The 22,896-nt window shown below is 66.8% G+C and carries 18 protein-coding genes; 11 read left to right on the top strand and 7 right to left on the bottom strand.

Annotated elements, in window-relative coordinates; all coding sequences use genetic code 11:
• Nucleotides 1-11: 11 nt before the first annotated feature.
• Together ABLE91_RS03440 and ABLE91_RS03435 are read right to left on the bottom strand one after the other, a co-directional pair.
• Nucleotides 12-1,298, bottom strand: coding sequence for a multidrug effflux MFS transporter (locus tag ABLE91_RS03440; protein WP_348928447.1), 1,287 nt, complete (start codon nt 1,296-1,298; stop codon nt 12-14).
• A gap of 8 nt (nt 1,299-1,306) precedes the next feature.
• Entirely contained in the window at nt 1,307-1,750 is a 444-nt protein-coding gene (locus ABLE91_RS03435) for a MarR family winged helix-turn-helix transcriptional regulator (protein ID WP_348928445.1), read from the bottom strand.
• Between the two features lie 209 nt (nt 1,751-1,959).
• Here ABLE91_RS03435 and ABLE91_RS03430 point away from each other — a divergent pair, with 209 nt between their 5' ends.
• The 8 genes from ABLE91_RS03430 to ABLE91_RS03395 all read left to right on the top strand — a co-directional run bounded on the left by ABLE91_RS03430 (nt 1,960) and on the right by ABLE91_RS03395 (nt 11,838).
• Complete coding sequence (locus tag ABLE91_RS03430) at nt 1,960-3,612, top strand: sensor domain-containing diguanylate cyclase (RefSeq protein ID WP_348928443.1); 1,653 nt, start codon at nt 1,960-1,962, stop codon at nt 3,610-3,612.
• 51 nt (nt 3,613-3,663) lie between these two features.
• A complete protein-coding gene (locus ABLE91_RS03425) occupies nt 3,664-4,668 on the top strand; it encodes a KpsF/GutQ family sugar-phosphate isomerase (RefSeq protein WP_348928442.1) in 1,005 nt (334 codons plus the stop codon).
• Between the two features lie 327 nt (nt 4,669-4,995).
• Complete coding sequence (locus ABLE91_RS03420; RefSeq protein ID WP_348928440.1) at nt 4,996-5,724, top strand: GntR family transcriptional regulator; 729 nt, start codon at nt 4,996-4,998, stop codon at nt 5,722-5,724.
• Nucleotides 5,725-5,872: 148 nt separating this feature from the next.
• A complete protein-coding gene (locus ABLE91_RS03415; protein WP_348928438.1) occupies nt 5,873-7,576 on the top strand; it encodes a diguanylate cyclase in 1,704 nt (567 codons plus the stop codon).
• Nucleotides 7,577-7,695: 119 nt separating this feature from the next.
• On the top strand, nt 7,696-9,036 hold the full coding sequence (gene ugpB, locus ABLE91_RS03410; RefSeq protein ID WP_348928436.1) for a sn-glycerol-3-phosphate ABC transporter substrate-binding protein UgpB: 1,341 nt from the start codon (nt 7,696-7,698) through the stop codon (nt 9,034-9,036).
• Between the two features lie 20 nt (nt 9,037-9,056).
• Nucleotides 9,057-9,944 (top strand): sn-glycerol-3-phosphate ABC transporter permease UgpA, encoded by an 888-nt coding sequence (gene ugpA, locus ABLE91_RS03405; protein WP_348928434.1) that lies wholly within the window; start codon nt 9,057-9,059, stop codon nt 9,942-9,944.
• Nucleotides 9,941-10,771, top strand: coding sequence for a sn-glycerol-3-phosphate ABC transporter permease UgpE (ugpE, locus tag ABLE91_RS03400; RefSeq protein WP_348928432.1), 831 nt, complete (start codon nt 9,941-9,943; stop codon nt 10,769-10,771). The genes ugpA and ugpE overlap by 4 nt, the downstream gene beginning before the upstream one ends.
• Nucleotides 10,768-11,838, top strand: coding sequence for an ABC transporter ATP-binding protein (locus ABLE91_RS03395; RefSeq protein ID WP_348928430.1), 1,071 nt, complete (start codon nt 10,768-10,770; stop codon nt 11,836-11,838). The genes ugpE and ABLE91_RS03395 overlap by 4 nt, the downstream gene beginning before the upstream one ends.
• A 153-nt stretch (nt 11,839-11,991) precedes the next feature.
• On the opposite strand, the gene ABLE91_RS03390 is transcribed toward ABLE91_RS03395, so the two are convergent.
• From ABLE91_RS03390 to ABLE91_RS03370, 5 genes are all read right to left on the bottom strand, one after another.
• Nucleotides 11,992-12,729 (bottom strand): cyclase family protein, encoded by a 738-nt coding sequence (locus tag ABLE91_RS03390; protein WP_348928428.1) that lies wholly within the window; start codon nt 12,727-12,729, stop codon nt 11,992-11,994.
• A gap of 12 nt (nt 12,730-12,741) precedes the next feature.
• The gene (locus ABLE91_RS03385; protein ID WP_348928426.1) at nt 12,742-13,449 is read right to left on the bottom strand and encodes an ABC transporter ATP-binding protein; all 708 of its coding nucleotides are present in this window, start codon (nt 13,447-13,449) and stop codon (nt 12,742-12,744) included.
• Nucleotides 13,433-15,193: a branched-chain amino acid ABC transporter ATP-binding protein/permease gene (locus ABLE91_RS03380; RefSeq protein ID WP_348928425.1), complete on the bottom strand. Its 1,761-nt coding sequence runs from the start codon at nt 15,191-15,193 to the stop codon at nt 13,433-13,435. The genes ABLE91_RS03385 and ABLE91_RS03380 overlap by 17 nt, the downstream gene beginning before the upstream one ends.
• Nucleotides 15,193-16,152: a branched-chain amino acid ABC transporter permease gene (locus tag ABLE91_RS03375; RefSeq protein WP_348928423.1), complete on the bottom strand. Its 960-nt coding sequence runs from the start codon at nt 16,150-16,152 to the stop codon at nt 15,193-15,195. Before ABLE91_RS03375 ends, ABLE91_RS03380 begins: the two co-directional genes overlap by 1 nt.
• A 72-nt stretch (nt 16,153-16,224) precedes the next feature.
• Entirely contained in the window at nt 16,225-17,400 is a 1,176-nt protein-coding gene (locus ABLE91_RS03370; RefSeq protein ID WP_348928421.1) for an ABC transporter substrate-binding protein, read from the bottom strand.
• A gap of 257 nt (nt 17,401-17,657) precedes the next feature.
• Here ABLE91_RS03370 and ABLE91_RS03365 point away from each other — a divergent pair, with 257 nt between their 5' ends.
• The 3 genes from ABLE91_RS03365 (at nt 17,658) to ABLE91_RS03355 (ending at nt 22,890) form a co-directional block, all read left to right on the top strand.
• Entirely contained in the window at nt 17,658-18,359 is a 702-nt protein-coding gene (locus ABLE91_RS03365; protein WP_348928420.1) for a ribonuclease activity regulator RraA, read from the top strand.
• Between the two features lie 125 nt (nt 18,360-18,484).
• On the top strand, nt 18,485-22,051 hold the full coding sequence (locus tag ABLE91_RS03360; protein WP_348928418.1) for a response regulator: 3,567 nt from the start codon (nt 18,485-18,487) through the stop codon (nt 22,049-22,051).
• Entirely contained in the window at nt 22,048-22,890 is an 843-nt protein-coding gene (locus ABLE91_RS03355; RefSeq protein ID WP_348928416.1) for a CheR family methyltransferase, read from the top strand. Before ABLE91_RS03360 ends, ABLE91_RS03355 begins: the two co-directional genes overlap by 4 nt.
• Nucleotides 22,891-22,896 lie beyond the last annotated feature (6 nt).

The following is a 22,896-nucleotide window of genomic DNA, read 5'->3' as shown; positions in this document are numbered from 1 at the left end:
TGGTCCGAACCCTACGCCGATTTGCGGAAAACCTGCGCCTGAATCTCTTCCCCGGCGGCGCCGATAATGCCGGCAGGGTCCGTGGCGATCTCGATATCCGCCTCGTCCACCGGCCGAGCGGCCGCAGGCGCCTTCGCCGGGCGCAGGATCGCATAGGAAAGGGCCCCAAGCACGCCCATGGCCGGGATCACCGCGCCGAGCGCGTCGGCCGGCTCATGAAACAGGCTGGCGACGGCAGAGCCGAGGAAGCCCCCGCCGATCTGCAAGCACCCCAGGAGCGCCGCCGCCGAGCCCGCCATGGCGGGGAAGCCGGACAAGGCGGTCGTCGTGCTGCCGGGGATCACCATGGATATGCCGAACGCCCACAGCCCGACCGGCACCATGACCGTGACGAAGCTGGTCTCCCACGTGAACGGCAGGGCCACGAGCACGGCGGAGGCCACCAGCATCAGGCCGGTTCCGATGGGGACGAGGCGGTTGGCATCCATGCGCCGCATGAGCTGGGCGGAGACGAGGGTGCCGACGATGAATGACCCGGTCTGGCAGACCATGCCGAGCCCGAATTGGGTCGGCGTGAGCTTCACCTTCTCGATCAGCACGAAGGGCAGGATGGAGGCGAGCGTATAGATGGCGCCGACCCCGAAGCCGATCAGAAGGCTCACGCGCATGAACCCCGGATCGCGCAGCAGCGCCCAGTAATTGCGCATGATCTGAGGCGGGTGGGCCTGGCGCGGATCGGGATTGGGATTGGTTTCGGGCACCCCGAAGCCAAGCAGCGCGAGTACCACCGCGCCCCAGATCACCATCACGTAGAAGATAGGCTGCCAGCCCGCGACCCCGAGGATGAGCCCGCCGACGCTCGGCGCAAGCGCCGGGCCGACCGCCTGCATGGAGCCGATGAGGTTGAGGATGCGGGAGGAGGACTGGCCGGTGAACTGGTCCCGCACGATGGCGCGGGCGATGGCCGGCCCCGCCGCCACGCCGACGCCCTGGAGCGCACGCCCGATGATGAGCCACTGGATGTCGGAGGCGAATGCCGCCACGAGGCTCCCCACCACATAAAGGGTGAAGAAGCCCAGGGCCGTCGGGCGGCGCCCGAAGCCGTCGGAGAGCGGCCCGCAGACCAGTTGGGAGAAGGCGAAGCCGCCGAAATAGACGCTGAGCGTCAGCTTCATGATCGAGGGCGTCGTGCCGAAGGCGTGCACCAGCATGGGCATGGCCGGCGTGTAGAGCGCCATGCTCAAGGGTCCGAGAACGATGATCACCGCGCCGATGACAGCGGTGCGGTTCTCGGACATCAGGGGCTTCATTTATCGTCCCGGATGGTCTGACACAGATTTCCCCGGATGAGGTCGAGCGCCGAGCGGAAGGCGTCGCGATCATGGTCGTTGAGGCCGGCCAACGCCTCTTCCCGCGCATGGGCGGCGGCGGCTGTGACCCGCTCCAGCAGCGGCGCCGCCGTCTCGGTGAGCCGCACGATCTTGGCGCGGCGGTCGGTGGGGTCCGGCTCCCGCTGCACCAGACCCTGGGCTTCGAGCCGGTCGAGGAAACCCACGAGCGTCATGGGCTCCACGTTCATGCGCACCGCGAGGGCGGTCTGGCGCAAGCCGGGATTTATGTTCACGTGGGCGAGCGTGCGGGCCTCGCCCGCCGTCAGCCCGAGCCCCGCCTGCTCGAAGGCGCGGTCGATGCGGGCGCGATAGAGGCGCGCAGTATCCACAAGGAGAAAGCCGAGGGGCGGTTCATTCATGACCAGTCACTCATAATATATGTTAGCCTTATTATCAATAAGGACGTGCATTTCTCCACGCGACGAGTTGGCGCAGTTGCACCTGCTGCGTGATCGACGGAGCTTTGGGATACATCAATCTTCGGCCCATTGGGTTTGACGCAGCCGTCGGGGGAGCAGGCTACGTGCTGGATGCCATACGTAACAGCCTTCATCGGCTGCAAGATCGTATGTCCGTAGCGCAGCAGATAAGCTTCGTCACGGCCATGGTGTCATTGGCCGGCATCACAGCGCTCGCCCTGTCTTCCGCCGATCTCAGCCGCCAGGAGATGGTCCGGCGCATCACCGCCGACATCACCAGTTCCGCGCGGACCTTGGCGCGCCAGCTCGACGCCGACATGTTCGAGCGCTTCAGCGACATCAAGCAGCTCGCCGCCATGCAGCCGCTTGGCCCTCATTGGGAAGCCGAGCCGGAGACGATCCGAGCCCTGCTGAACCAACTTCAAGCCACGCTGCCTTATTATGCCTGGATCGGCTTCTCCCGCCCCGATGGAGTGGTGTCGGCAGCCAGCCGCAACATGCTGGAAGGGGCCTCGGTGGGGGCTCATCCCTGGTTTCAGGCGGGCCTGAATGCGCCCTTCGTGGGAGATGTGCATGAGGCCACGCGCCTGGCGGGGCTTCTTGGGGCTCCCGCCTCCGGCGAGCCCTTGCGCTTCGTGGACGTGGCTTTCCCGGTCTTTTCCGGTGACCACCGCCTTCTCGGCGTGCTGGGCGCCCACCTTGCCTTCGAATGGGCGGAACTGCTCCGCCGGGGCGCCCTCGGTGGCCAAAGCGAAAAGGACATCTGGGTGCTGTCCAAGGACGGCGTCATGCTGCTCGGCCCGAACCGGGGAAGCTCACCCTTCCCTCCGGAGCGCATTGCGGAGATGCAGCGCGAAACCTCGGGCACGTTCGAGGATGTGCGGGACGGCCGGCATTTCCTCACCGGCTTCGCCGTGGCCCGCGGCCAGCAGGATTATCCCGGCCTCGGCTGGATCGTCGTGGCCCGGCAGGATTTTTCCATCGCCTTCGAGATTCCCGGCCGCGTGGGGGCAACAATCCTCTCCATCGGCGCGGCGGTTCTGGTGATCACCCTCCTGGTGTCGGTCTGGATCGCCCGGCGTATTTCCAGGCCGCTCGAAACCCTCACCCGTGCGGCTGGCGAGATCGGCCGCAACCCGAAGGTCACCATGCTGCCGCGCCTCAGGGGGGCCGCGGAAGTGATCCAGCTCTCCGGCGCCCTGCGGGCGCTGATGCGCCGCCTCGGCAGCGCGGAGCTGCGCTTCGTCCAGCATGCCCAGCAATATCAGGAGGATCTCGCCGCGCTGCGGCAGCTCGCCGACAGCGACCCGCTCACCGGCCTGCTGAACCGGCGCTCCTTCCTGAGTGTGGCGGAAACAGCGTTGCGCGGCACCCGCAGCAGCGACAGCCTCGGCATCCTCATGGCCGACATCGACCACTTCAAGGCCGTGAACGACACCTACGGCCATCCGGCCGGAGACGCGGTCATCCGCCATGTGGGCGCCTGCATCAGCGCCGCGCTGCGGCTCCAGGACCGGGTGGCGCGCTTCGGCGGGGAGGAGTTCGTCGTGCTGCTCCTCGACATCTCGGAACGGGACATGATGGCGCTCGCCGAGCGGATCCGTGCCAGCATCAGCGACACCACGGTGGAATTCGAAGGGCGGGAGATCGGCGTCACCGTGAGCTTCGGCGCGGCCCGCGCCAATGCCGGAGACCGGGACGTGGACGCGGTGATCGAGCGGGCCGACCTCGCCCTCTACCAGGCGAAGACCGGGGGCCGGAACCGCGTCGCCCTTTCTGCGAGCTTCGATCAGGCGGCTTAGCCCGGCCCTTCAGCCTTCAACTTTCATGGAACTTGCTCTAGTGGAGTGCGGATGACGCCTGCATCCGACGTTTCGCATCTGCGCCCCGCCGCCATGGAAGTCGCGCGCCGCACCCTCGATATGGAGATCGAGGGCATGGCTGCTTTGCGCGCTTCCCTCGAAAATGGCCTCGGCGCGCAGCTTGAGCAGGCCGTGCATACCATCCAGGCGGCATTGCGCCGCAATGGCCGGGTCATCGTCACCGGCGTGGGCAAGTCGGGCCATGTGGGGCGCAAGATTGCCGCCACCCTTGCCTCCACCGGCACGCCCGCGCACTTCATGCATGCGGGCGAGGCCAGCCACGGCGATCTGGGCATGATCGGCACGGCCGACGTCGTGCTCGCCCTGTCATGGTCGGGAGAGGCGGCGGAACTCGCCAACATCATCGCCTATACCCGGCGCTTCCGCATCTCGCTCATCGCCCTGACCGCCCAGGCCGAGGCCGCCCTTGCCGGTGCCGCCGACATCGTGCTGGTCCTGCCCCCCATGCCGGAGGCATGCCCCAACGGGCTCGCCCCCACCACCTCCACCACCATGCAGATGGCGCTGGGCGACGCGCTCGCGGTCTCGCTGCTCTCCATGAGCGGCTTCTCGGCCCGCTCCTTCCAGGACTTCCACCCGGGCGGAAAGCTGGGCGCGCAACTGCGCCGGGTGTCCGACCTCATGCACGCGGGCGACGCTTTGCCCCTGGTGCCGGAGCACGTCGGACTGTCGGAGGCCATCGTCGAGATGACCTCCAAAGGCTTCGGCATCACGGGCGTCGTCGATGCCGCAGGGCATCTGGTGGGCGCTGTCACGGACGGCGACCTGCGCCGCGCATTCCAGAACGGGTTCGTCGACCGCCCGGTGCGCGAGACCATGACAAAGGCGCCCCGCAGCATTCCGTCCGACATGATGGCGCTGGAGGCCCTCGCGGCCCTGAACGAAGCGGCCATCACCTCGCTGTTCGTGGTGGAGGACGGCCGCCCCATTGGAATTCTCCACATTCATGATCTTCTGCGCGCGGGCGTGGTCTGAGAGCCCGCAAAGCCCGGAAGCGCCGCATATTCCGGGGCGCCCCGACCCATGCCAATATTATATCATTTGTGGCAAGACTCCGTTTAGTCGCGCCTGCTTTTCCCGCAGAACGTGTATGGTACTTGATTGATGCGGCCAGTTTTCGCTATGACCGGCGGGTACTTGTTTTCTTTTGACGTGCGCGCGAGCTCTGAACGGGGACCGGACCAGTCCGGCGGGCCCTGCCCCTCCCCCTCAGAAAGCGGGTCCGCCGGGTGACGGTTTCCTTCGCCCGCAACCGCTTTCTGTAGCGCTTGTTGCCTACGGCTTGAACGTTGCGGTGAAAGCATGGCGGCGGGTCGCTCGACCAAATTGATCGAAGATATTGCGGATAGGATTCGGTCGAAGATCGTCTCCGGAAAATATGCGCCCGGAGAGCGCCTGAAGCAGGAAACCCTGGCAGAGGAATTCGCGGTCAGCCGCACGCCCATCCGCGAGGCGCTCTCGCGGCTCGAAGCGCAGGGCCTGGTGGCACAGGAACAGCGGCGCAGCGCCATCGTCTGCGCCCCCTCCTCCCGCGATGTCGCCGAGATGTACCAGATCCGTGCGGAGATGGAGGGGCTGGCCGCGCACCTGGCTGCCCGCTGGATCACCGATAGCGGCCTTGCGCGCCTGCGCGCCTCGCATGAGCGCTTCATCAGCAGTGTGACCACCGTGCGGGCGGGTCGGAACGGCGCGCTCAAGGGCAAGGCGGCGGAGAAAAGCCGTGCGCAGGCTCACGCGACCTGGACCACGATGAACGCGGAATTCCACAACATCATCGCCGCAGCGTCGAACAACCGGAACCTGGAGCGCCTGCTGGCGGACATGCGCTTCGGCTATACCGGCGCCGTCATGACCAACTCCATCTTCGCCATGGACATCACGCGCCTGGAAGCCAATCTCCGACACCACGCGACCATTCTGGCCGCCCTGGAAAAGCGCGATGCGGTGAAGGCACGGCGGGCGATGATAGATCATGTAACAGAAGCGGGGGAATTCGTTGTGGCGTGGTTCGAGAATCAAGCAATCGCTTGATACCCGTGCGCAAACCCTTCCCAACCCTATGTTCGCCGCCGGAGTACAACTTTTGGTTTGTCATTTACGACAGCTACACGATTCTCCTTGATTTCGCGCTGGGACGGGTCTCTGTAGGTGCGAGGAGCAGAGTGGGGGAAGCGGGGGAGTGTCCGGCAAAGACCAGTATGCGTTTTTTGCGCGTATTCTGGATTCGATCGACATTGCTGTTTGCTTATTTGATTCTGAGGATCGGGCCATCCTCTGGAACCGGTCGTTTCTGCGCTTCTTCCCCGAGCATGACGGGCATGTCCATGAAGGCGAGCCCTACCGCGAGAATCTCCGCCGCTTCTACGATTACCGTCTGAAGGGCGACGAGCGGGAGCTTATCGACCACTACATCTCCGAAGGAATCGACCGGCACCGCAACCAGACACGGCCCTTCGTGTTCATCCATCGCGGCCGCCGCCTGCGCGTCGCGTCCCTGCCGACGAAAAACGGCGGGCGCATCAGGTTGTGGCAGGATCTCGCGGCGGATTCCGGAGGCGCCGAGGCCGCTCCGGCGTGGCAGAGCTTTCCCATCGACCTGCTCGACCACATCGCGGACGGCGCGATGGTCCTCGACCAGGACGACAAGATCATCGCCGCCAACAAGGAGTTCCGCGCCCTTTACAATGTGCCGCCCGGCCGGTCCGTCATAGGCGCCACCCTCACGGACATCGTACGCGACACCTGGGCGACGGACGGAACCGGACGCAAAGCCCCGAGCGACGGGAGCATGCTGGACAGCATGAGGTTTGCCGGCGCCCCGTTCGAGATCGAACTGCCCGGAGGCCAGTGGCGGCGGGTCATCGCCCGGCGGACGGAGAACGGCATCGGCTATTTCAGCCATTCCGACATCAGCGTGCTGAAGCGCCAGCAGCATGAACTGCTCATCGCGGAGCGGCGCGCGAGAGAGGAGGAGTATCGCTATCGCCTCCTCGCCGAGAACTCGAACGATGTCATCATCGCGACCAGCGCTGATCTGGTGGTGCAGTTCGTCTCCCCGGCCGTGAACCGGGTGCTCGGCTGGTCCACGGACAAGGTCATGGGCGCTTCGCTCACCACTTTCATCCATGAAGACGACCACGCCGCCTTTTCCCTGGACCCTGCCGAAGGCATGGCCGTGGAGCGCCACGCGACCTTCACCTGCCGCGTGCGAAACCAGGCCGGAAGCTGGATCTGGATGGAAGCCTCCATGGGCGTGCTGCCCACGGTGCCGGGGGACGACCGCGCCATCGCCCTTGTCTGCAGCCTCAGGGACGCCACCGAGCGGGTGCTTGCGGAACGGGCCCTCAAGCTTGCCCATGACGAACTTTCATCCATCGCCTCGACGGACGGGCTGACCGGCCTTGCCAACCGGCGCCGGTTTGACACGGCCTTCGATCAGGAATGGCGGCGGGCCGGGCGCGACAAGCATCCGATCTGCCTGCTGCTCATCGATGTCGACCACTTCAAGGCGGTGAACGACCGGCATGGCCATGTGGTGGGCGATGAATGCCTGAGGCGCGTCGCAAGCCTGATCCAGCACAGCGTGCATCGCCCAGGGGATGTGGTGGCCCGCTATGGCGGGGAGGAGTTCGCAGTGCTGCTGCCGAACACGCCACGCGCCGGTGCCACGGCGATCGCGAGCAAGATCCGCACCGCCATGGCGCTTGAACCGTGGGGCCCGGTCCACCCCGGACTTGCCTCCATCACCGTGAGCATGGGCCTGTGCTGCGTGCATCGCGCCGAAACTCTCAGCATGGCAGAAATGCTCCGCACGGCCGACGAGGCCCTTTACCGCGCCAAGAATGGCGGACGCGACCGCATTGAGGTGCGCGAGGTGAACTGACCGGCAGGGCAGTACGGCCGCCGTTCATCAAATCGTTATGTTGCTGTAGCATCCGAAGGCGAGGCTAAGCGGCGGGGATGCCGTGATGGGCTCAATGCCCGATCAGCCAGGAGCCAAGCATGAACCGTCGCGAGTTACTCGCGGGCGCTGCCGCCTTCACCGCCTCTGCCACCCTGATGGGCCTTCCGGCGCAGGCGCAGAACCGCACCCCCTTCATCTTCTGGCACGCCATGAGCGGTCCCCTCGGCGAGGAAGTGAAGCGCGTCTGCGATGCGTTCAACGCTTCCCAGGCCGAGGCCACGGTGGAACCCGTCTATAAGGGCTCCTATACCGAGGCCATGACCGCGGCCATCGCCGCCTTCCGGGCGGGGCAGGCGCCCCATCTGCTCCAGGTGTTTGAAGTGGGCACCGGCTCCATGCTCGGCGCGGGGCCGGCGGTGAAGCAGATCTGGCAGCTCAGCCAGGAGACCGGCCTTCCCATCGATCCTAACGCCTATATGGCGGCGGTGCGCGGCTATTACAGCCTCGCCGACGGGCGCATGGCGTCCATGCCCTTCAATTCCTCCACGCCTGTCATGTGGATCAACAAGGACATTTTCGAGCGGGCGGGCCTCAACCCCGAGCAGCCCCCGGCCACCTGGCAGGAGGTGGTCTCCGCCGCCCAGACCATCAAGGCCAAGGGCGCCGCCAAGGTGCCCGTGACCACCGCATGGCCCACCTGGGTGATGATGGAATGCTACGGCGCCATCCACGACCTGCCCTACGCCACGAAGGCCAACGGCTTCGAGGGCCTGGACGCGGAACTGGTCTTCAATGCGCCGCCTTACGTGAAGCAGATCCAGCGCCTGCTGGACATGGCGAAGGACGGCACCTTCACCTATGGCGGACGCGGCGCCTCGGGCGACCAGCTGTTCCCGGCGGGCGAGACCGCCATCTCCTTCAATTCCTCCGGCTCGCGCTCCGCCATCGCCCGCGACGCCAAGTTCCGGTTCGGCACCGCCCTCCTGCCCTACGACCCCGAAGTGCGCCCGACCCCCAACAATTCCATCATCGGCGGCGCCAGCCTGTGGGTGATGACGGCGCCGAGCCGCACGCCGGCGGAATACAAGGCGGTGGCTGCCTTCCTGAAATTCATCGCCCAGCCGGAGAATGACGCGCGCTGGTCGCAGGCCACAGGCTATGTGCCGGTGACGCTGGCAGGCGCCGGCGTGTCGCTCGCCCAAGGCTATTATGCCCGCAATCCCGGCGCGGACATCGCCATCCAGCAGCTCAACCGCGGCACGGTGACGGCCAATTCCAAGGGCCTGCGCCTCGGCCGGCTGCCGGAAATCCGCAATATCATCGAGGAAGAGTTCGAAGCCGCCCTCCAGGGCAAGCAGAATGCACAAGCGGCCCTTGATTCCGCCGTCACGCGCGGCAACAAAGTGCTGCGGGACTTCGAGAAATCGATGCGCGGCTGACCCGCCTTTCGGGGTGAGGCATGAGCGAGCGGCGGACCATCTTTCCCGGCACCATGCTGCCGATCCTGCTGGTGGCGCCGCAGCTCCTTCTCACCTTCTTCTTCTTCCTGTGGCCCGCGGGCGGCGCCGTCTATGCGAGCATGACGCACGGCGACCCGTTCGGCCTGTCTACCTACTTCGTCGGGTTTGAAAACTTCACCGACCTCTTTGCCGACCCGCTCTATCTGGACGCGGTGGTCCGCACTTTGGTCTTCTGCGCCGCCGTGAGCTTCCTCTCCATGGCGGTGGCGCTGCTGCTCGCCGTATGCGCGGACACGCAGATCCGCGGCCGCAGCTTCTACCGCACGGCGCTGATCTGGCCCTATGCGGTGGCGCCGGCGGTGGCGGCGGTGGTGTGGATCCTCCTTCTCCACCCGCAGATCGGCTGGCTCTCCCCCGCGCTCGGCAGCCTCGGCATCGACTGGAACTACCGGCTGAACGGGACGCAGGCGATGATCGCGGTGATCCTCGCCTCCGCCTGGAAGCAGGTGAGCTACAATTTCATCTTCTTCCTGGCCGGCCTCCAGTCCATCCCCCGCGCGGTGGTGGAGGCGGCGCGCATGGACGGGGCGGGTCCGGTGCGGCGCTTCGGCACCATCCTCCTGCCCCTCCTCGGCCCCACCATGGGCTTCCTGCTCACGGTCAACATCGCCTATTCCGCCTTCGAGACCTTCGGCACCATCGAGGCGCTCACCCAGGGCGGGCCAGGGCAGGCGACGCAGACTTTGGTGGTGAAGGTCTATCGCGACGGCGTGGTCAATCTGAACCTCGGCTCCTCCTCCGCCCAGTCGGTGGTGCTCATGGCGGGCGTCATTCTTCTCACCGTCCTCCAGTTCCGCCTCCTGCGCCGCAAGGGGGATGCGGAATGAAAGGCCGGCTTGTCACCCACGCCATCCTCGCGCTCGGCGCCGCGCTGTTCCTGCTGCCGGTCTGGCTGGTCTTTTCCGCCTCCACGCAGGATGCGGGCGCCATCAATCGAGGGGAGCTGAGCCTCATCCCGCGGCTCGAGGGCCTCTCCATCTATGCCGACGTGCTCGCGGGCACCGGCGCGGGGGCGCAGGACGGGCCGGTCTGGCGCATGCTGGCGCTCTCCTTCGCCATGGCGTTCGCCATCGCCGCGGGCAAGATCGTGATCTCGATCCTCTCCGCCTATGCGGTGGCCTTCTTCCGCTTCCCGCTGCGCATGCTGTGCTTCTGGACCATCTTCGTGACCCTGATGCTGCCGGTGGAGGTGCGCATCATCCCCACCTTCCAGGTGGTGGCGGGCTTCGGCATGATCAATTCGTTCGGCGGGCTCGTGGTGCCGCTCATCGCCTCCGCCACCGCGACCCTCCTCTTCCGCCAGACCTTCCTCGCCGTGCCGGACGAGCTGATGGAGGCGGCGCGCATGGATGGAGCGGGGCCGTGGCGGTTCCTGAAGGACATCCTCATCCCCGTCTCGTCCGCGAACATCGCGGCTTTGTTCGTCATCCTCTTCGTCTATGGCTGGAACCAGTATCTCTGGCCGCTCCTGGTGGCCACCAACCCCAATCTCGACACCATCATGGTGGGCATCGTGAAGATGATCGGCACCGAAGGAAACACGTATTGGGACCGGGTGATGGCCACCGCCATCCTCGCCATGGTGCCGCCCGTTCTGGTGGTGCTCGCCATGCAGCGCTGGTTCGTCAAGGGCCTGACGGAAGGCGAGAAATGAGTGCGACCCTGGTCCTCGAAGGACTGCGCAAGAGCTTCGGGCGCACCCCCGTTCTGCACGGCGTCGATCTCGGCCTTGCGGCAGGCGAGCTGCTGGTGATCGTCGGTGCCTCGGGCTGCGGGAAATCCACCTTGCTGCGCCTCGTGGCGGGCCTCGAGGCGCCCACCGCCGGCCGCATCCTCCTCGACGGGCGCGACGTGACGGGGCTCGATCCCGCCGCCCGCGACATCGCCATGGTGTTCCAGAGCTACGCGCTCTATCCGCACATGAGCGTGTTCGACAACATGGCCTATGGCCTGCGCATCCGGGGCCTGTCGCAGCGGGACATCGTCGCCAAGGTCTCCGCCACCGCCGGGACGCTGGGGCTCGGGGATCTGCTGCAGCGCAAGCCCCGCCAGCTGTCCGGCGGCCAGCGCCAGCGCGTGGCCATGGGCCGGGCCATCGTGCGCGAGCCCAAGCTGTTCCTGTTCGACGAGCCCTTGTCGAACCTCGACGCAAAGCTGCGCCTCAGCATGCGGGTGGAGATCAAGCGGCTCCAGAAGCGGCTCGGCGTCACCAGCCTCTATGTCACCCACGACCAGGTGGAGGCCATGACCCTGGGCGACCGCCTGCTGGTCATGCATGAGGGGCGGGTCGTGCAGCTCGCCACGCCCATGGAGGTGTTCCACCGGCCGGCGGATGTCTACGTGGCGGGTTTTATCGGCGCGCCGCCCATGAACTTCATCCCCGCCCAGCTTTCCCACGATGGCACGGCGGCGACGCTGGAGGGCGGGCTCGTCGTGCCGTTCGCCGACGGCAAGCGGCCCGGTGTCGACGGGCGCGCGCTCACCATCGGCGTCCGCCCCGAGCATCTGGAGTTTGCGCCGGACGGGCTGGAGCTGGATGTGGACCTCATCGAGCCCTTGGGCTCGGAAAGCGTGGTGATCGGACGCTATGCGAAATGGCGCATGCTGTCGGTGCGCGTCTCCGGCGCCCCGCCAGCGGAGGAACGCGTCCATGTACGCCCGTCGCCCCAGCATGTGCACGTCTTCGATGCGGGGACGGACCTGCGGCTCGACCCGATTTGAGTGGCTCGACCCACTTACCACTCGTCATGCCCGGGCTTGTCCCGGGCATCCACGGCCGTCCGTTAGCTCAGCGCTGTGGCTCAACATTTGCGGAGCCACGTGGATGGCCGGGACAAGCCCGGCCATGACGGCCCCGTTGGCTTGCGTGCCTGCCTAATCCGCCACAGGCCGCGCCATCACCCGGGCCGGTGCGCCGTCGCATTCGGTGGCGTTGAGGGCGCCGAAGACGAACTCCATCCGCCGCCCGGCAAACGGGGCATGGCCGGTGAGGTGCTCGCAGACCAGCACGCCGTTGCCGAGCAGCGCATGATGCACCGGCCAGTTAAAGCCCGGCTGGCGCAAATGGTAGACGAGGTCCGGCGTCGCGAAATCGCAAGCGAACAGCTTGATGCGCTGCGCGGCCAGCCATTCCGCCGCCTCCACCGAGAGGCTGGGATGGTGCTCGTATTCCTCGGTGCCGGCCTTCGCGGCCCAGCCGGTGTCGATGGCGAGGATGTCGCCCGGGCGCAGCACGGGCGTCGCGCGCTGGAGCTGCTCCAGCGGGATTACCGCATTGGGCGTCTGCGGCAGGTGCCAGACCACGCCCTCCCCGCACAGCCGCTCCAGGGGAATGCCCTCGAAGCCGGGCGCGTCATTGTAATAATGGCGCGGGGAATCCACATGCGTGCCCGCATGGGCGACGAGGCGGATCTCGGTGACGTTAAAGGGGTCCTTCGGCACCTCGCGCAGCTTCGTGAAGCTGGGCGTCGGGAAGATGGAGGCGCAGGGCATTTGCGGGTTCACGGGATGGGAGAGGTCCACCCAATCGCCCGTCGCGGTGAGGGGACGCGGCTTCGGCAGGTCCATGAAGCCGCGCCAACCGGAGCCGGGGGTTACGCATCCCTCGCACATGACGCTCTCCCCTCAGGCGCCGAGATAGGCGCGGCTGACCTCTTCATTGCGCATGAGGTCCCGCCCTGCGCCGCTCGCCACCACCCGGCCGGTGGTGAGCACATAGGCACGGGTGCAGAGCTCCAGCGCCTCGATGGCCCGCTGCTCCACCAGTACGACGGTGAGCCCCGTCTCGCGATGGATGCGGGCGATGCGCTCGAAGATCATGTCCACGATGCTCGGCGCGAGGCCCATGGAGGGCTCGTCCAGCAGCAGCACCTTGGGCGAGGAGGCAAGCCCCCGGCCGATGGCCAGCATCTGCTGCTGCCCGCCGGAGAGCGTGCCGGCGAGCTGGGTGGTGCGCTCCCTGAGGATGGGGAACAGGTCCAGCACATATTCGATGTTGGCCTCGCGCCGCGCCGGGTCGGCCAGGGACGTGGTGCCGAGCGCCAGATTCTCCAGCACGGAGAGCCCGCCGAACACCTGCCGGTTCTCCGGCACATGGGCGAGGCCGAGATGGGGCCGCTTCTGCGCCGGCACCTTGGAGAGGTCCGTGCCGCTCAGCATGATGCGCCCGCCGGCCAGCGGCACCACGCCGGAAATGGCCTTCATGAGCGTGGTCTTGCCCGCCCCGTTGGGGCCGATGACGGTGACGAACTCGCCCTCCCCCACCTCCAGCGACACGTCGGTGAGGGCGGAGAGGCCCCCGTAGCGGACGCAGACCTTATGAAGCGACAGCATCGGGCACCCATTTGTCGCCGAGATAGGCGGTGATGACGGTGCGGTCGCGCACCACCTCGCGCGGCGGCCCGTCGGCGATGACGCAGCCATGGTCCAGCACCACGAAGCGGTCCACCAGCTGCACCATGGCCTGCATGGTGTGCTCGATGATGGCGATGGTCATGCCCTCGTCCCGCAGGGTCCGCAGCAGCGCCATGAAGGCGCGAACCTCGCCGGCATCGAGACCGGCGAATGGCTCGTCCAGGAGGATGATCACGGGCCCGCCGGCGAGCGCGCGGGCCAGCTCCATGAGGCGCAGCTCGTAATTGGTGAGCGTATCCGCCGGCGCCTCGCCCAGATGGCCGAGGCCGACGCGGGTGAGCGCGGCCTTCGCCCGCTCCGCCGCCTCGGCGTCCGTTGGCGCGCCGACGAAGGCGCCCACCACCACATTCTCCATGAGCGACATGCGGGCGAACACGCGGGCCACCTGGAAGGTGCGCCCCACGCCCTTCGCGCAGATGCGGTTGGCCGGAAGCCCGACCATCTGCGTGCCCTTCAGGTGGATGCTGCCGGCATCGGGCGTGACAAGGCCGTTGAGGACGTTGAACAACGTCGTCTTGCCGGCGCCGTTCGGGCCGATGATGCCGAGGATCTCCTGCTTGCGGACCTTGAGCGTCACGTCGGTGAGCGCCTTCACGCCGCCGAAGCGCCGCGACACGCCTTGCACCTCCAGCAGCGTCTCCGCCGCCTCGGACAGGATGAAGGCCGGCGCAAGGTGCGCCGGGGTCACGGCGGACCCGGCGGGGCGGCCCTTTCCGGCGAAGAAGCGGTCGCGCACGGCCCAGACGATGCCCTGGGGCATCTTCATCATGACGAGGATGATGGCGATGCCGAACACCACGCCCTGGATGCCGGGGAATTTGCCCCCCAGCTCCGCATGCAGGATCTCCGACACCGGCACCAGGAAGGCCGCGCCCACCACCGGCCCCCACAGCGTGCCCACCCCGCCGAACATGGTGACAATGAGCGCCTGGGCGGAGGTGGCGAGGCCGAATACCGTGAAGGGCGTCACCACCAGCAGTACCACCGCATAGAAGCCGCCGGCGGCGCCCGCGAGCGCGCCGGAGAGCGCGATGGCTTTGAGCTTCCAGCGATAGCTGTCGATGCCGGCCACTTCCGCCGCGATCTCGTTCTGCTTGATGGCGAGCAGCGACATGCCGAAGCGCGAACGCTCCACCTTCAGCGAGACGAGAAGCGCGATCACCAGCAGGCCGAGCGCGATGAGGGCGTTCCAGCGCTGGTCGTGGAACTGCATGTAGAAGGCCGCGTCCTCCCGCTTCATGGGGAAGGACACCTCCTGAAGGCGCGCCCACTCGAACACGTAGAGCATGGCCAAGGGGTAGGCGAGCATGGCGAGGGCGAAGTAATGCCCGCGCAGGCGGAAGGTGATGGCGCCGATGAGCACGCCCGCAAGGCACCCCACCAAAGCCGCAGCCGGAATGCCGATCCAGGGCGTGATATTGAGCTTCGCGAACAGGAGCGTCGTGGTGTAGGCGCCGAGGCCGAAGAAGGCCGCGTGCCCGAACGAGACGAGGCCGGAATAGCCCGAGAAGACGTTCCAGGAGAGCCCCATCACCGCCCAGACCGGCACCAGCGCCAGCATGAGCTGGTAGTAGGAATTGGTGGTGAGGAAGATGGCCGCCACATAGAGCACCGCGATGATGGCGACGGCGAAGTAAGCGAGGCGGGGGCGCGTGCTGAACATCAGGCGCGCTCCACGCTGCGGCCGAACAAGCCCTGGGGCCGGATCAGCAGGATGAGCAGGAACACCACGAACACTGTCGTGCCCTGGAGCTGGAGCGGCAGCACGAGGGTGGAGAGCTGCTGCACGAGGCCGATGATCACCCCGCCCCAGAACGAGCCCATGACCGAGCCGAGCCCGCCCAGAACCACCCCGGCATACATGACGATGACGAAGTCGAGCCCCACATAGGGCTGGAAGGGGTAGTAGGTCGCCACCATCACGCCGGCCAGCGCGGTGAGGCCGAAGCCGAGGCCGAAGGTGACGCGATAGGACCACACCACGTCGATGCCCATGTAAGTGGCGGCGAGCGGATTGTCGGCGGAGGCGCGCAGGCGCCGGCCGAGATCGGTGCGGTGGAGCAGGGCATAAAGCCCGCCGGCGGCGATGAGCGCCGCGACCGCCGCCAGCACCCGCGCCTCATTGAGGAAGACCAGGACATCGCCGCCGCCCAGAGGGTCGAGCACGAAGGCCTGGGAGGCGAGCGGCGTGTTGAGCGAGACCGGCGTGGAGCCGAACGCCATGAGCGCGCCGTTGGAGAGCACCAGCGAGATGCCCAGCGTCATGATGAGCTGGGTCTGGTGCGCCTCGCCCTCGGTCGCGCCGCGCCTCTGGGCGATGCGCGCCAGAAGCAGGGAATGCAGCACCCAGCCGAGCAGGAAGAAGGCAGGGATGGAGGCGAGCGCCGCCAGCAGCAGCGCGGGCAGCGAGCCGATGCTGGTGCCCAGCCCGAGACCAGAGAGAATGGCGAGGGCGAAATACATGCCCAGCATCAGGAAGTCGCCCTGGGCGAAATTGATGAGGCGCATGATGCCGAAGATGAGGCCGAGCGCGACGCACATGAGGCCGTAGGTACAGCCCACCAGCAGGCCGGTGGCGAGGGTTTGGAGCACGGTCTCAAGGCCGGGCAGCATGTCTGTCATCGCGTGCGCTTGCCTCTCATGAAGGAAGCGGGGCCGATGCGGCCCCGCCTGCCAGCAGCGTGGACCTGAGTGTCAGGACTTCGGCCAGAGCGGTGTCTTGACCGCGTCTTCCTTCGGCCAGATCAGATACGGCAGGCCGCTTTGCCACTGGATCAGGCCCACCGCGCCGCCGACGCGGCGCCCCTTGTCGTCGAAGGCGAGGCGATCGCCGAGATAGAAGTCGGCGGGGCCGTCCTTGCGGTCCGTGGTGCGCAGGGCCTGCATGACCTTGTCGCCATCCGCAGAACCGGCGCGCTCCAGCGCGTCCTTGATGAGCATCACGTCGCCATAGGTGCTGATGGTGTCCTGGCCGAGCCAGGGCTCGCCGCTGCGGCTGGTGAGGCTGGGCAGGGCCGCTTCCTGGGTCTTGGAGGGCCAGTTGGGGGCGACGAGGATGAGGCCCTCAAGCAGCTCGGGACCGACTGCCTTCAGCATTTCCGGGCTGGCGAACTGCACGCCTACGGTGACCGTGGGCAGCTTGCCCTTGCCGAGGCCGAACTCGTTCATCTTGTTGAGCACCAGCTTCGCGTCGGGGAAGCCGGTGGAATAGAACAGCAGGAAGTCGGGGCGCGTGGCGCGCAGCTTCTGCACCATGGAGGTGGCATCGTTCAGCGGCGGGGTGAACACCTCGTCCGCCACCACCTGGACGCCGAGCTTCTGGAACCCGCCGTCGCGCAGCGGCTGGACGAAGGCCTGGGACGCCGCCGTGCTGTCAGAGATGATGGCGACCTTGGTGGGCTTCTTGCCCGAGGCGGTCTGCGCCATCTCAAGCACCGTGGGCATGGCGTTCAGCGCGAGCTGGCTCGCCACCGGCACGGTCTGCACCACATATTTGAAGCCGCGGTCGGTGATCTGGTCGGCATAAGAGAGCGTGACCCAAGGGAGCGCCGCGCGCTCCGTCACCTCGGTCACGGCGAGGGTCAGCGAAGAACTCCAGGAGCCGGTGCCGGCCACCACGCCCTGGCGGTTCGCGACGAGCCGCTGGGCGGCGTTCTTCGCGGTCTCCACCTTGTCGCCAGCATCCTCCACTAGGAGGGAAAGCTTGGCGCCGCCGAGCGCCTTGATGCCGCCGGCCGCGTTGATGTCCTGGATGGCGAGCTCGGCGCCCTTGCGCATCAGGTCGCCCTGGCGGGCCATGGGGCCGGAGACGGGCGCGATGAGGGCGATCTTCAGGTCGTCCGCCGCCTGTGCCGCCGCCCCCATTCCCATGAGGCAGGCAAGAGCAGAGACAAGTAATAATGGGGACTTTCGCCCGATCCTGTTCATGTGTTGCGTCCTCCCGGCCATGTTTTTTTGATTGATTACATAAAGCCTTGGACGGCAGCTTATGGGAAACGGAACATGCGATCTCATAATAAATGAGCGTGTCAGGATACGTTTTTCACATAGCCCGCTTGGCCCCTTCGCCTTGCCGGCGGCGATGGGCTAGTAGGCCACCCTCCAGACATCTGAGAGAAGAGAGACCCATGTCGCTGGACCCGACCGCCATTGAGACGCTGCGCGGCATTTCGACGGCCACCCTCACCACCATCCTGCTCAAGAAGGGCTTGAGGAATGTGTGGCTGCGCGGCACCCACCCGCTGAAGCCGGGCCAGGGGCGGCTCGTCGGCCCCGCCTTCACCCTGCGCTTCGTGCCGGCCCGCGAGGACCTCGCGACCCCGGCCTCCTGGGCCTCGCCCATCTCCACCCGCGCGGCCATCGAGGCCATGCCGGAAGGCGCAATCGCGGTGGCCGATGCCATGGGCACCACCGATGCCGGCATCTTCGGCGATATCCTGTGCGCGCGCATGCAGCAGCGCAAGGTGACCGCGCTCGTCACCGACGGCGTGCTGCGCGACCTCGAAGGCTGCCTCGACACCGGCCTTCCCATCTTCTGCCAGGGCGCGGCGGCCCCGCCCTCCGTCGCTGGCCTCACCTTCGTCGCCTGGCAGGAGCCGATCGCCTGCGGCGGCGTCGCGGTGTTCCCGGACGATGTGATCGTGGTGGACAATGACGGGGCGGTGGTGATCCCCCAGGCGCTGCTGGATCAGGTGCTCGCCGAGGCGCCCGAGCAGGAGCGCATGGAGGCGTGGATCATGAACGAGGTGATGAACGGCGCCGCGCTGCCCGGCCTCTATCCCATGAATGCCGAGACCAAGGCCCGCTATGAGGCCTCGAAGAAGGGCTGACCAGCCGCCCGGCCCGCCGCGGCGGGCCGGGCGTTGAAGGGCCGCGCACCAGCGACGAAATTCCTGTTGCTGCCTTCGGGTCAAAACGCCACCTTGCACCTCCTGCGGTGCAAGGGGGCAAGGGCATGTCGGAGGGGCGTTCCAAGAGGTCCTGGCTGGCCGATCTGTCCGTCCAGTGGAAGTTCGCCCTCGTCCTTGCGGTGATGATCGGCATCCTGCTGGTTCTGCTGGGTGCCAACACCGTCACCCTGAAAGCCGCCGACAAGGCCCAGACCGCTGCCGAGGAACTGACCACCCTCATCAACCAGACGAACATCACGGTACGCGGGCTCAGCCGCCGCCAGATCGCGCTCGTCCGCACCCTGTTCTCCCGCACCAACGCGAATCTCGGAACCTATCAGGCGATCGTCAAAGAGGTGGAGGAGAGCCTCGACAAGCTGCGCCAGATGACGGCGCGGGAGCCGGCGCTGCGGGCCGCTGCCGACCGGGCCGCCGCGTTGAACGAGCGTTGGGCCCAGACCAATGCGGCGCCCATGCTGCTCCTGTCCGAGCGGTTCGCCGCGGGCACGGCCGCGGAAGCGGAGCGCGATGTGGGGCTGGAGGTGTTCCTCAACGCCGAGCTGGGGGAGACGGGCAGCCGGACCATCGCCACGGTGCTGGACCAGCTGATATCGACGGCGAACGCCCAGCTGACCTCCGCGCGCGACAATCTGCGCCGCCATGAGGATCTCCTCGACCTGGTCAATCTCGTCGCGCTGGCGGCGACGTTGCTGGCGGGGATCGGCGCCTTCTTCCTCACCGCCCGCTTCATCGCCCGGCCGCTGCGCGAGCTGGCATCCCTCATGGAGCGGCTCGCCGATCACGACCATTCCATCGTCATCCCGCACCTTGAACGGCGCGACGAGGTCGGCGTCATCGGCCGCGCCCTGAACGTGTTCAAGACCATGGCGGTTGCGACGCACGAGAGCGACTGGATCAAGACCGGCCTCGGCACCCTTGCGGTCAAGCTCCAGGAAGCGGACGACCTGCACACCTTCGCCGATGATCTCCTGTCCGACCTCGGCCCCCGCCTCGACGCGCGGGTGGCCCTCTTCTACGTGTTCGATCCGGACAAGGGCGCACTCGAGCTGGAGGGAAGTTACGGCTACAAGTCCCGCGACCACGTCCAGCCGAACCTCCGGCTGGGGGACGGGCTCGTGGGACAGTGTGCCGCCGAGCGCAAGCCCATCCTGCTCTCCACGGTGCCGGATGACTACGTCCGCATCCAGTCCGGCACGGGCGAGGCGCGGCCCCGCTCCATCTTCATCCTGCCGATCGTCAACAAGGACAGCCTGCTGGGCGTTCTGGAGCTGGCAAGCTTCGAGCCGTTCTCCGGCGCGCGCCAGCATTTGCTCGAGGAGGCGACGGCCACCATCGCTTTGTCGCTCGACAATCTCCTCCGGGCGCTCGAAACGAGCCGGCTCCTGGACCAGAGCCGCCGGCAGGAGCATGAGCTGCGCGCGGCGGAGGAGGAGCTTCGCACCCAGCAAGAGGAATTGCGCACCACCAACGAGCAATTGCAGCAGCAGTCGCAGCGCCTTATCGCCTCGGAAGAGGAATTGCGGGTGCAGGCACAGGAGCTTCAGGCCTCGAACGCGGAGCTCCAGCGCAATACCGACCACCTGAACCAGCAGAAGGACCAGCTGGAGACCCTTCAGCAGGAGACCGAGGCGAAGGCGAGCGATCTTGCGCGGGCGAACCAGTACAAGTCGCAGTTCCTCGCCAACATGTCCCACGAGCTGCGCACGCCGCTCAACAGCCTGCTCATCCTCTCCCATGACCTTGCTGAGAATCACGACGGCAACCTCAATTCGGACCAGGTGGAGGCCGCCTCCATCATCCATGGCAGCGGATCGAACCTGTTGCGGCTGATCAACGAGATCCTGGACCTCTCGAAGGTGGAGGCGGGCAAGATGGATGTCGCCATCGAGCCGGTCAGCATCCCCGCCTTCGCCCAGAGGATGGAGCGCAACTTCCGCCACGTGGCGCTGGAAAAGGGGCTGGCCTTCAGCGTGACCGTCGCGGACGACGCGCCGAAATCCATCGCCACCGACGACGGCAAGCTTGAGCAGATCACCAACAACCTTCTCGGCAACGCCTTCAAATTCACCGCCGACGGCTCCGTGAACCTAACCTTCGCGGCCGCAAACGGCGGCGACGCGCTTGCCGTCGAAGTGTCCGACACCGGCATCGGCATCCCCGCCGACAAGCTGGAAACCATCTTCGAGGCATTCGAGCAGGTGGATGCGAGCACGCGCCGCCAGTTCGGCGGCACCGGCCTCGGCCTCGCCATCTCCCGCAGCCTCGCGGTGCTCCTCGGCGGCGACGTGACGGTGGAGAGCGAACTGGGGCGCGGCACGCGGTTCCGCCTTGTCCTCCCAGTCGGCGCACCGGCGGATGTGGCGGCCGAGGAGCCGGAGGTGCGCAGAGTCCCGCTCCCGGTGATCCGCCCGCCGCGTCCGACGCCCAAGGTGGAAGACGACCGCGAGGACCTCCGCGAAGGCACCTCGCGCATCCTCATCGTGGAGGACGACCCCATCTTCGCCCGCACCCTCGTGGGCCTCGTCCGGCGGAAGGGCTATCAGGCGATTGCGGCAGGCGACGGCGAAAGCGGGCTCGCCCTCGCGCGCACCCATCAGCCCACCGGCATCCTTCTGGACGTCATGCTGCCGGGCATGGACGGCTGGGGTGTGATCGAGCGGTTGAAGCAGGACGCCACCACCCGCCATATCCCGGTTCACATCGTCTCGGCCCTCGACGAGTCCCGGCGCGGCCGGGAACTCGGCGCGGTGGGCTTCCTCACGAAGCCCGTGACCGCCGAGGACCTGTCCGGCGCCCTGGCGGTGCTCACGCACTTTTCCTCCGAGCGCCAGCGCCGGGTCCTTGTGGTGGACGATGACCCCGCGGCCCGCTTCGCGGCCCACAAGCTGATTGCCCGCGAGGGCATAGACGTGGCGGAAGCGAGCAGCGGCGAGGATGCCGTCGCCATGATGGAGCAGACCCCCTTCGACTGTGTCGTGCTGGATCTCGGCCTGCCGGGCATGTCCGGCTTCGAGGTGCTGGAGCACATGGCGGCGCGCGATATCCAGGCGCCGGTGGTGGTCTATTCCGGCCGCGACCTCACCAGCGAGGAAAGCCTGCGCCTGCGCAGCTTCACGGACAGCATCGTGATCAAGGGCGCGCTTTCCCCCGACCGCCTGCTGGACGAGGTCAGCCTGTTCCTGCACAGCGTGCAGCATGCATCGAAGGCGGTGCCGGCGGAGCCGGACGGCGACCTGAAGGGACGCATCGTTCTGGTTGTAGACGACGACATGCGCAACATTTACGCTCTCGCCAAGGTGCTGCGCGGCAAGGGCATGGAGGTGGTGCTGGCGCAGGACGGCGTGAAGGCGCTTGCCCAGTTGGATGAAAGGCGGGACGTGGAGATCGTCCTCATGGACATCATGATGCCGGTGATGGACGGCTATGAAGCCATGGCCGAAATCCGCAAGCGCCCGGGGCTCGCCAAGCTTCCCGTCATTGCGCTGACGGCCAAGGCCATGAAGGACGACCGGGAAAAGTGCCTTGCCGCGGGGGCCAGCGACTACCTATCGAAGCCCATCGACGTGCCGCGCCTGCTGTCCCTCATCCGCTCCTGGCTGCCGGCGAAATGATCCCGGAAACCGACGCCGTCGCGCTGGAAGACCTGGAGGTCGACCTGTTCATCGAAGCGCTGTACCGGCGCCACGGCTATGATTTCCGCGATTATGGCCGCGCTTCGATCACCCGGCGTATCCGCAATCTCGCCCTTCAGTTCGGCGCGGCCTCCATCTCGGACTTAACAGCCAAGGTGTTGCACCAGCCGGAGCGGATCGGCGACGTGATCGCCGGGCTCTCCGTGCCGGTCTCGGAATTCTTCCGTGATCCGGATGTGTTCCTGGCGCTGAGGGAAAAGGTTCTGCCCACCCTTGCCTCCTACGCCCAGATCAACATCTGGCAGGCCGGGTGCGCGCGGGGCGAGGAGGTCTATTCCCTCGCCATCCTGCTCATGGAGGCGGGGCTCTACACGCGCACCCGCATCTTTGCCACCGACATCGCCGACGCCTCGCTGGCTAGCGCGCGCGAGGGCATCTTTCCGGCCTCGGACATCCCGGAGGCCTCACGCCGCTATCTCGCGAGCGGAGGGACGGGAAGCCTGTCCGATTATTACCATGCCCGGTACGACCGGGCGAAAATGGACGAGCGGCTGGTTTCCAACGTCACTTTCGCGAAACACAATCTCGCGACCGACGGCGTGTTCTGCGAAGCCCACCTGATCCTCTGCCGCAACGTGTTGATCTATTTCACGGACCGGCTTCAGGAGCGCGTTTTGTCTCTGTTCAGCCAGACGCTGGTACGGGGGGGGTTCCTGTGCGTCGGGACCCGGGAGAACCTGCAGCTCTCTGCTGCAAAGCAGCATTTTCATATTGTCGACACCGAAGCGCAGATATATCGACTGAAGCCGAGCCTTTGAGGGATT

The organism is Aquabacter albus, assembly GCF_040049275.1.
Classification (GTDB): Bacteria; Pseudomonadota; Alphaproteobacteria; order Rhizobiales; family Xanthobacteraceae; genus Aquabacter.
This window is presented reverse-complemented; position numbering and strand designations above follow the sequence as displayed.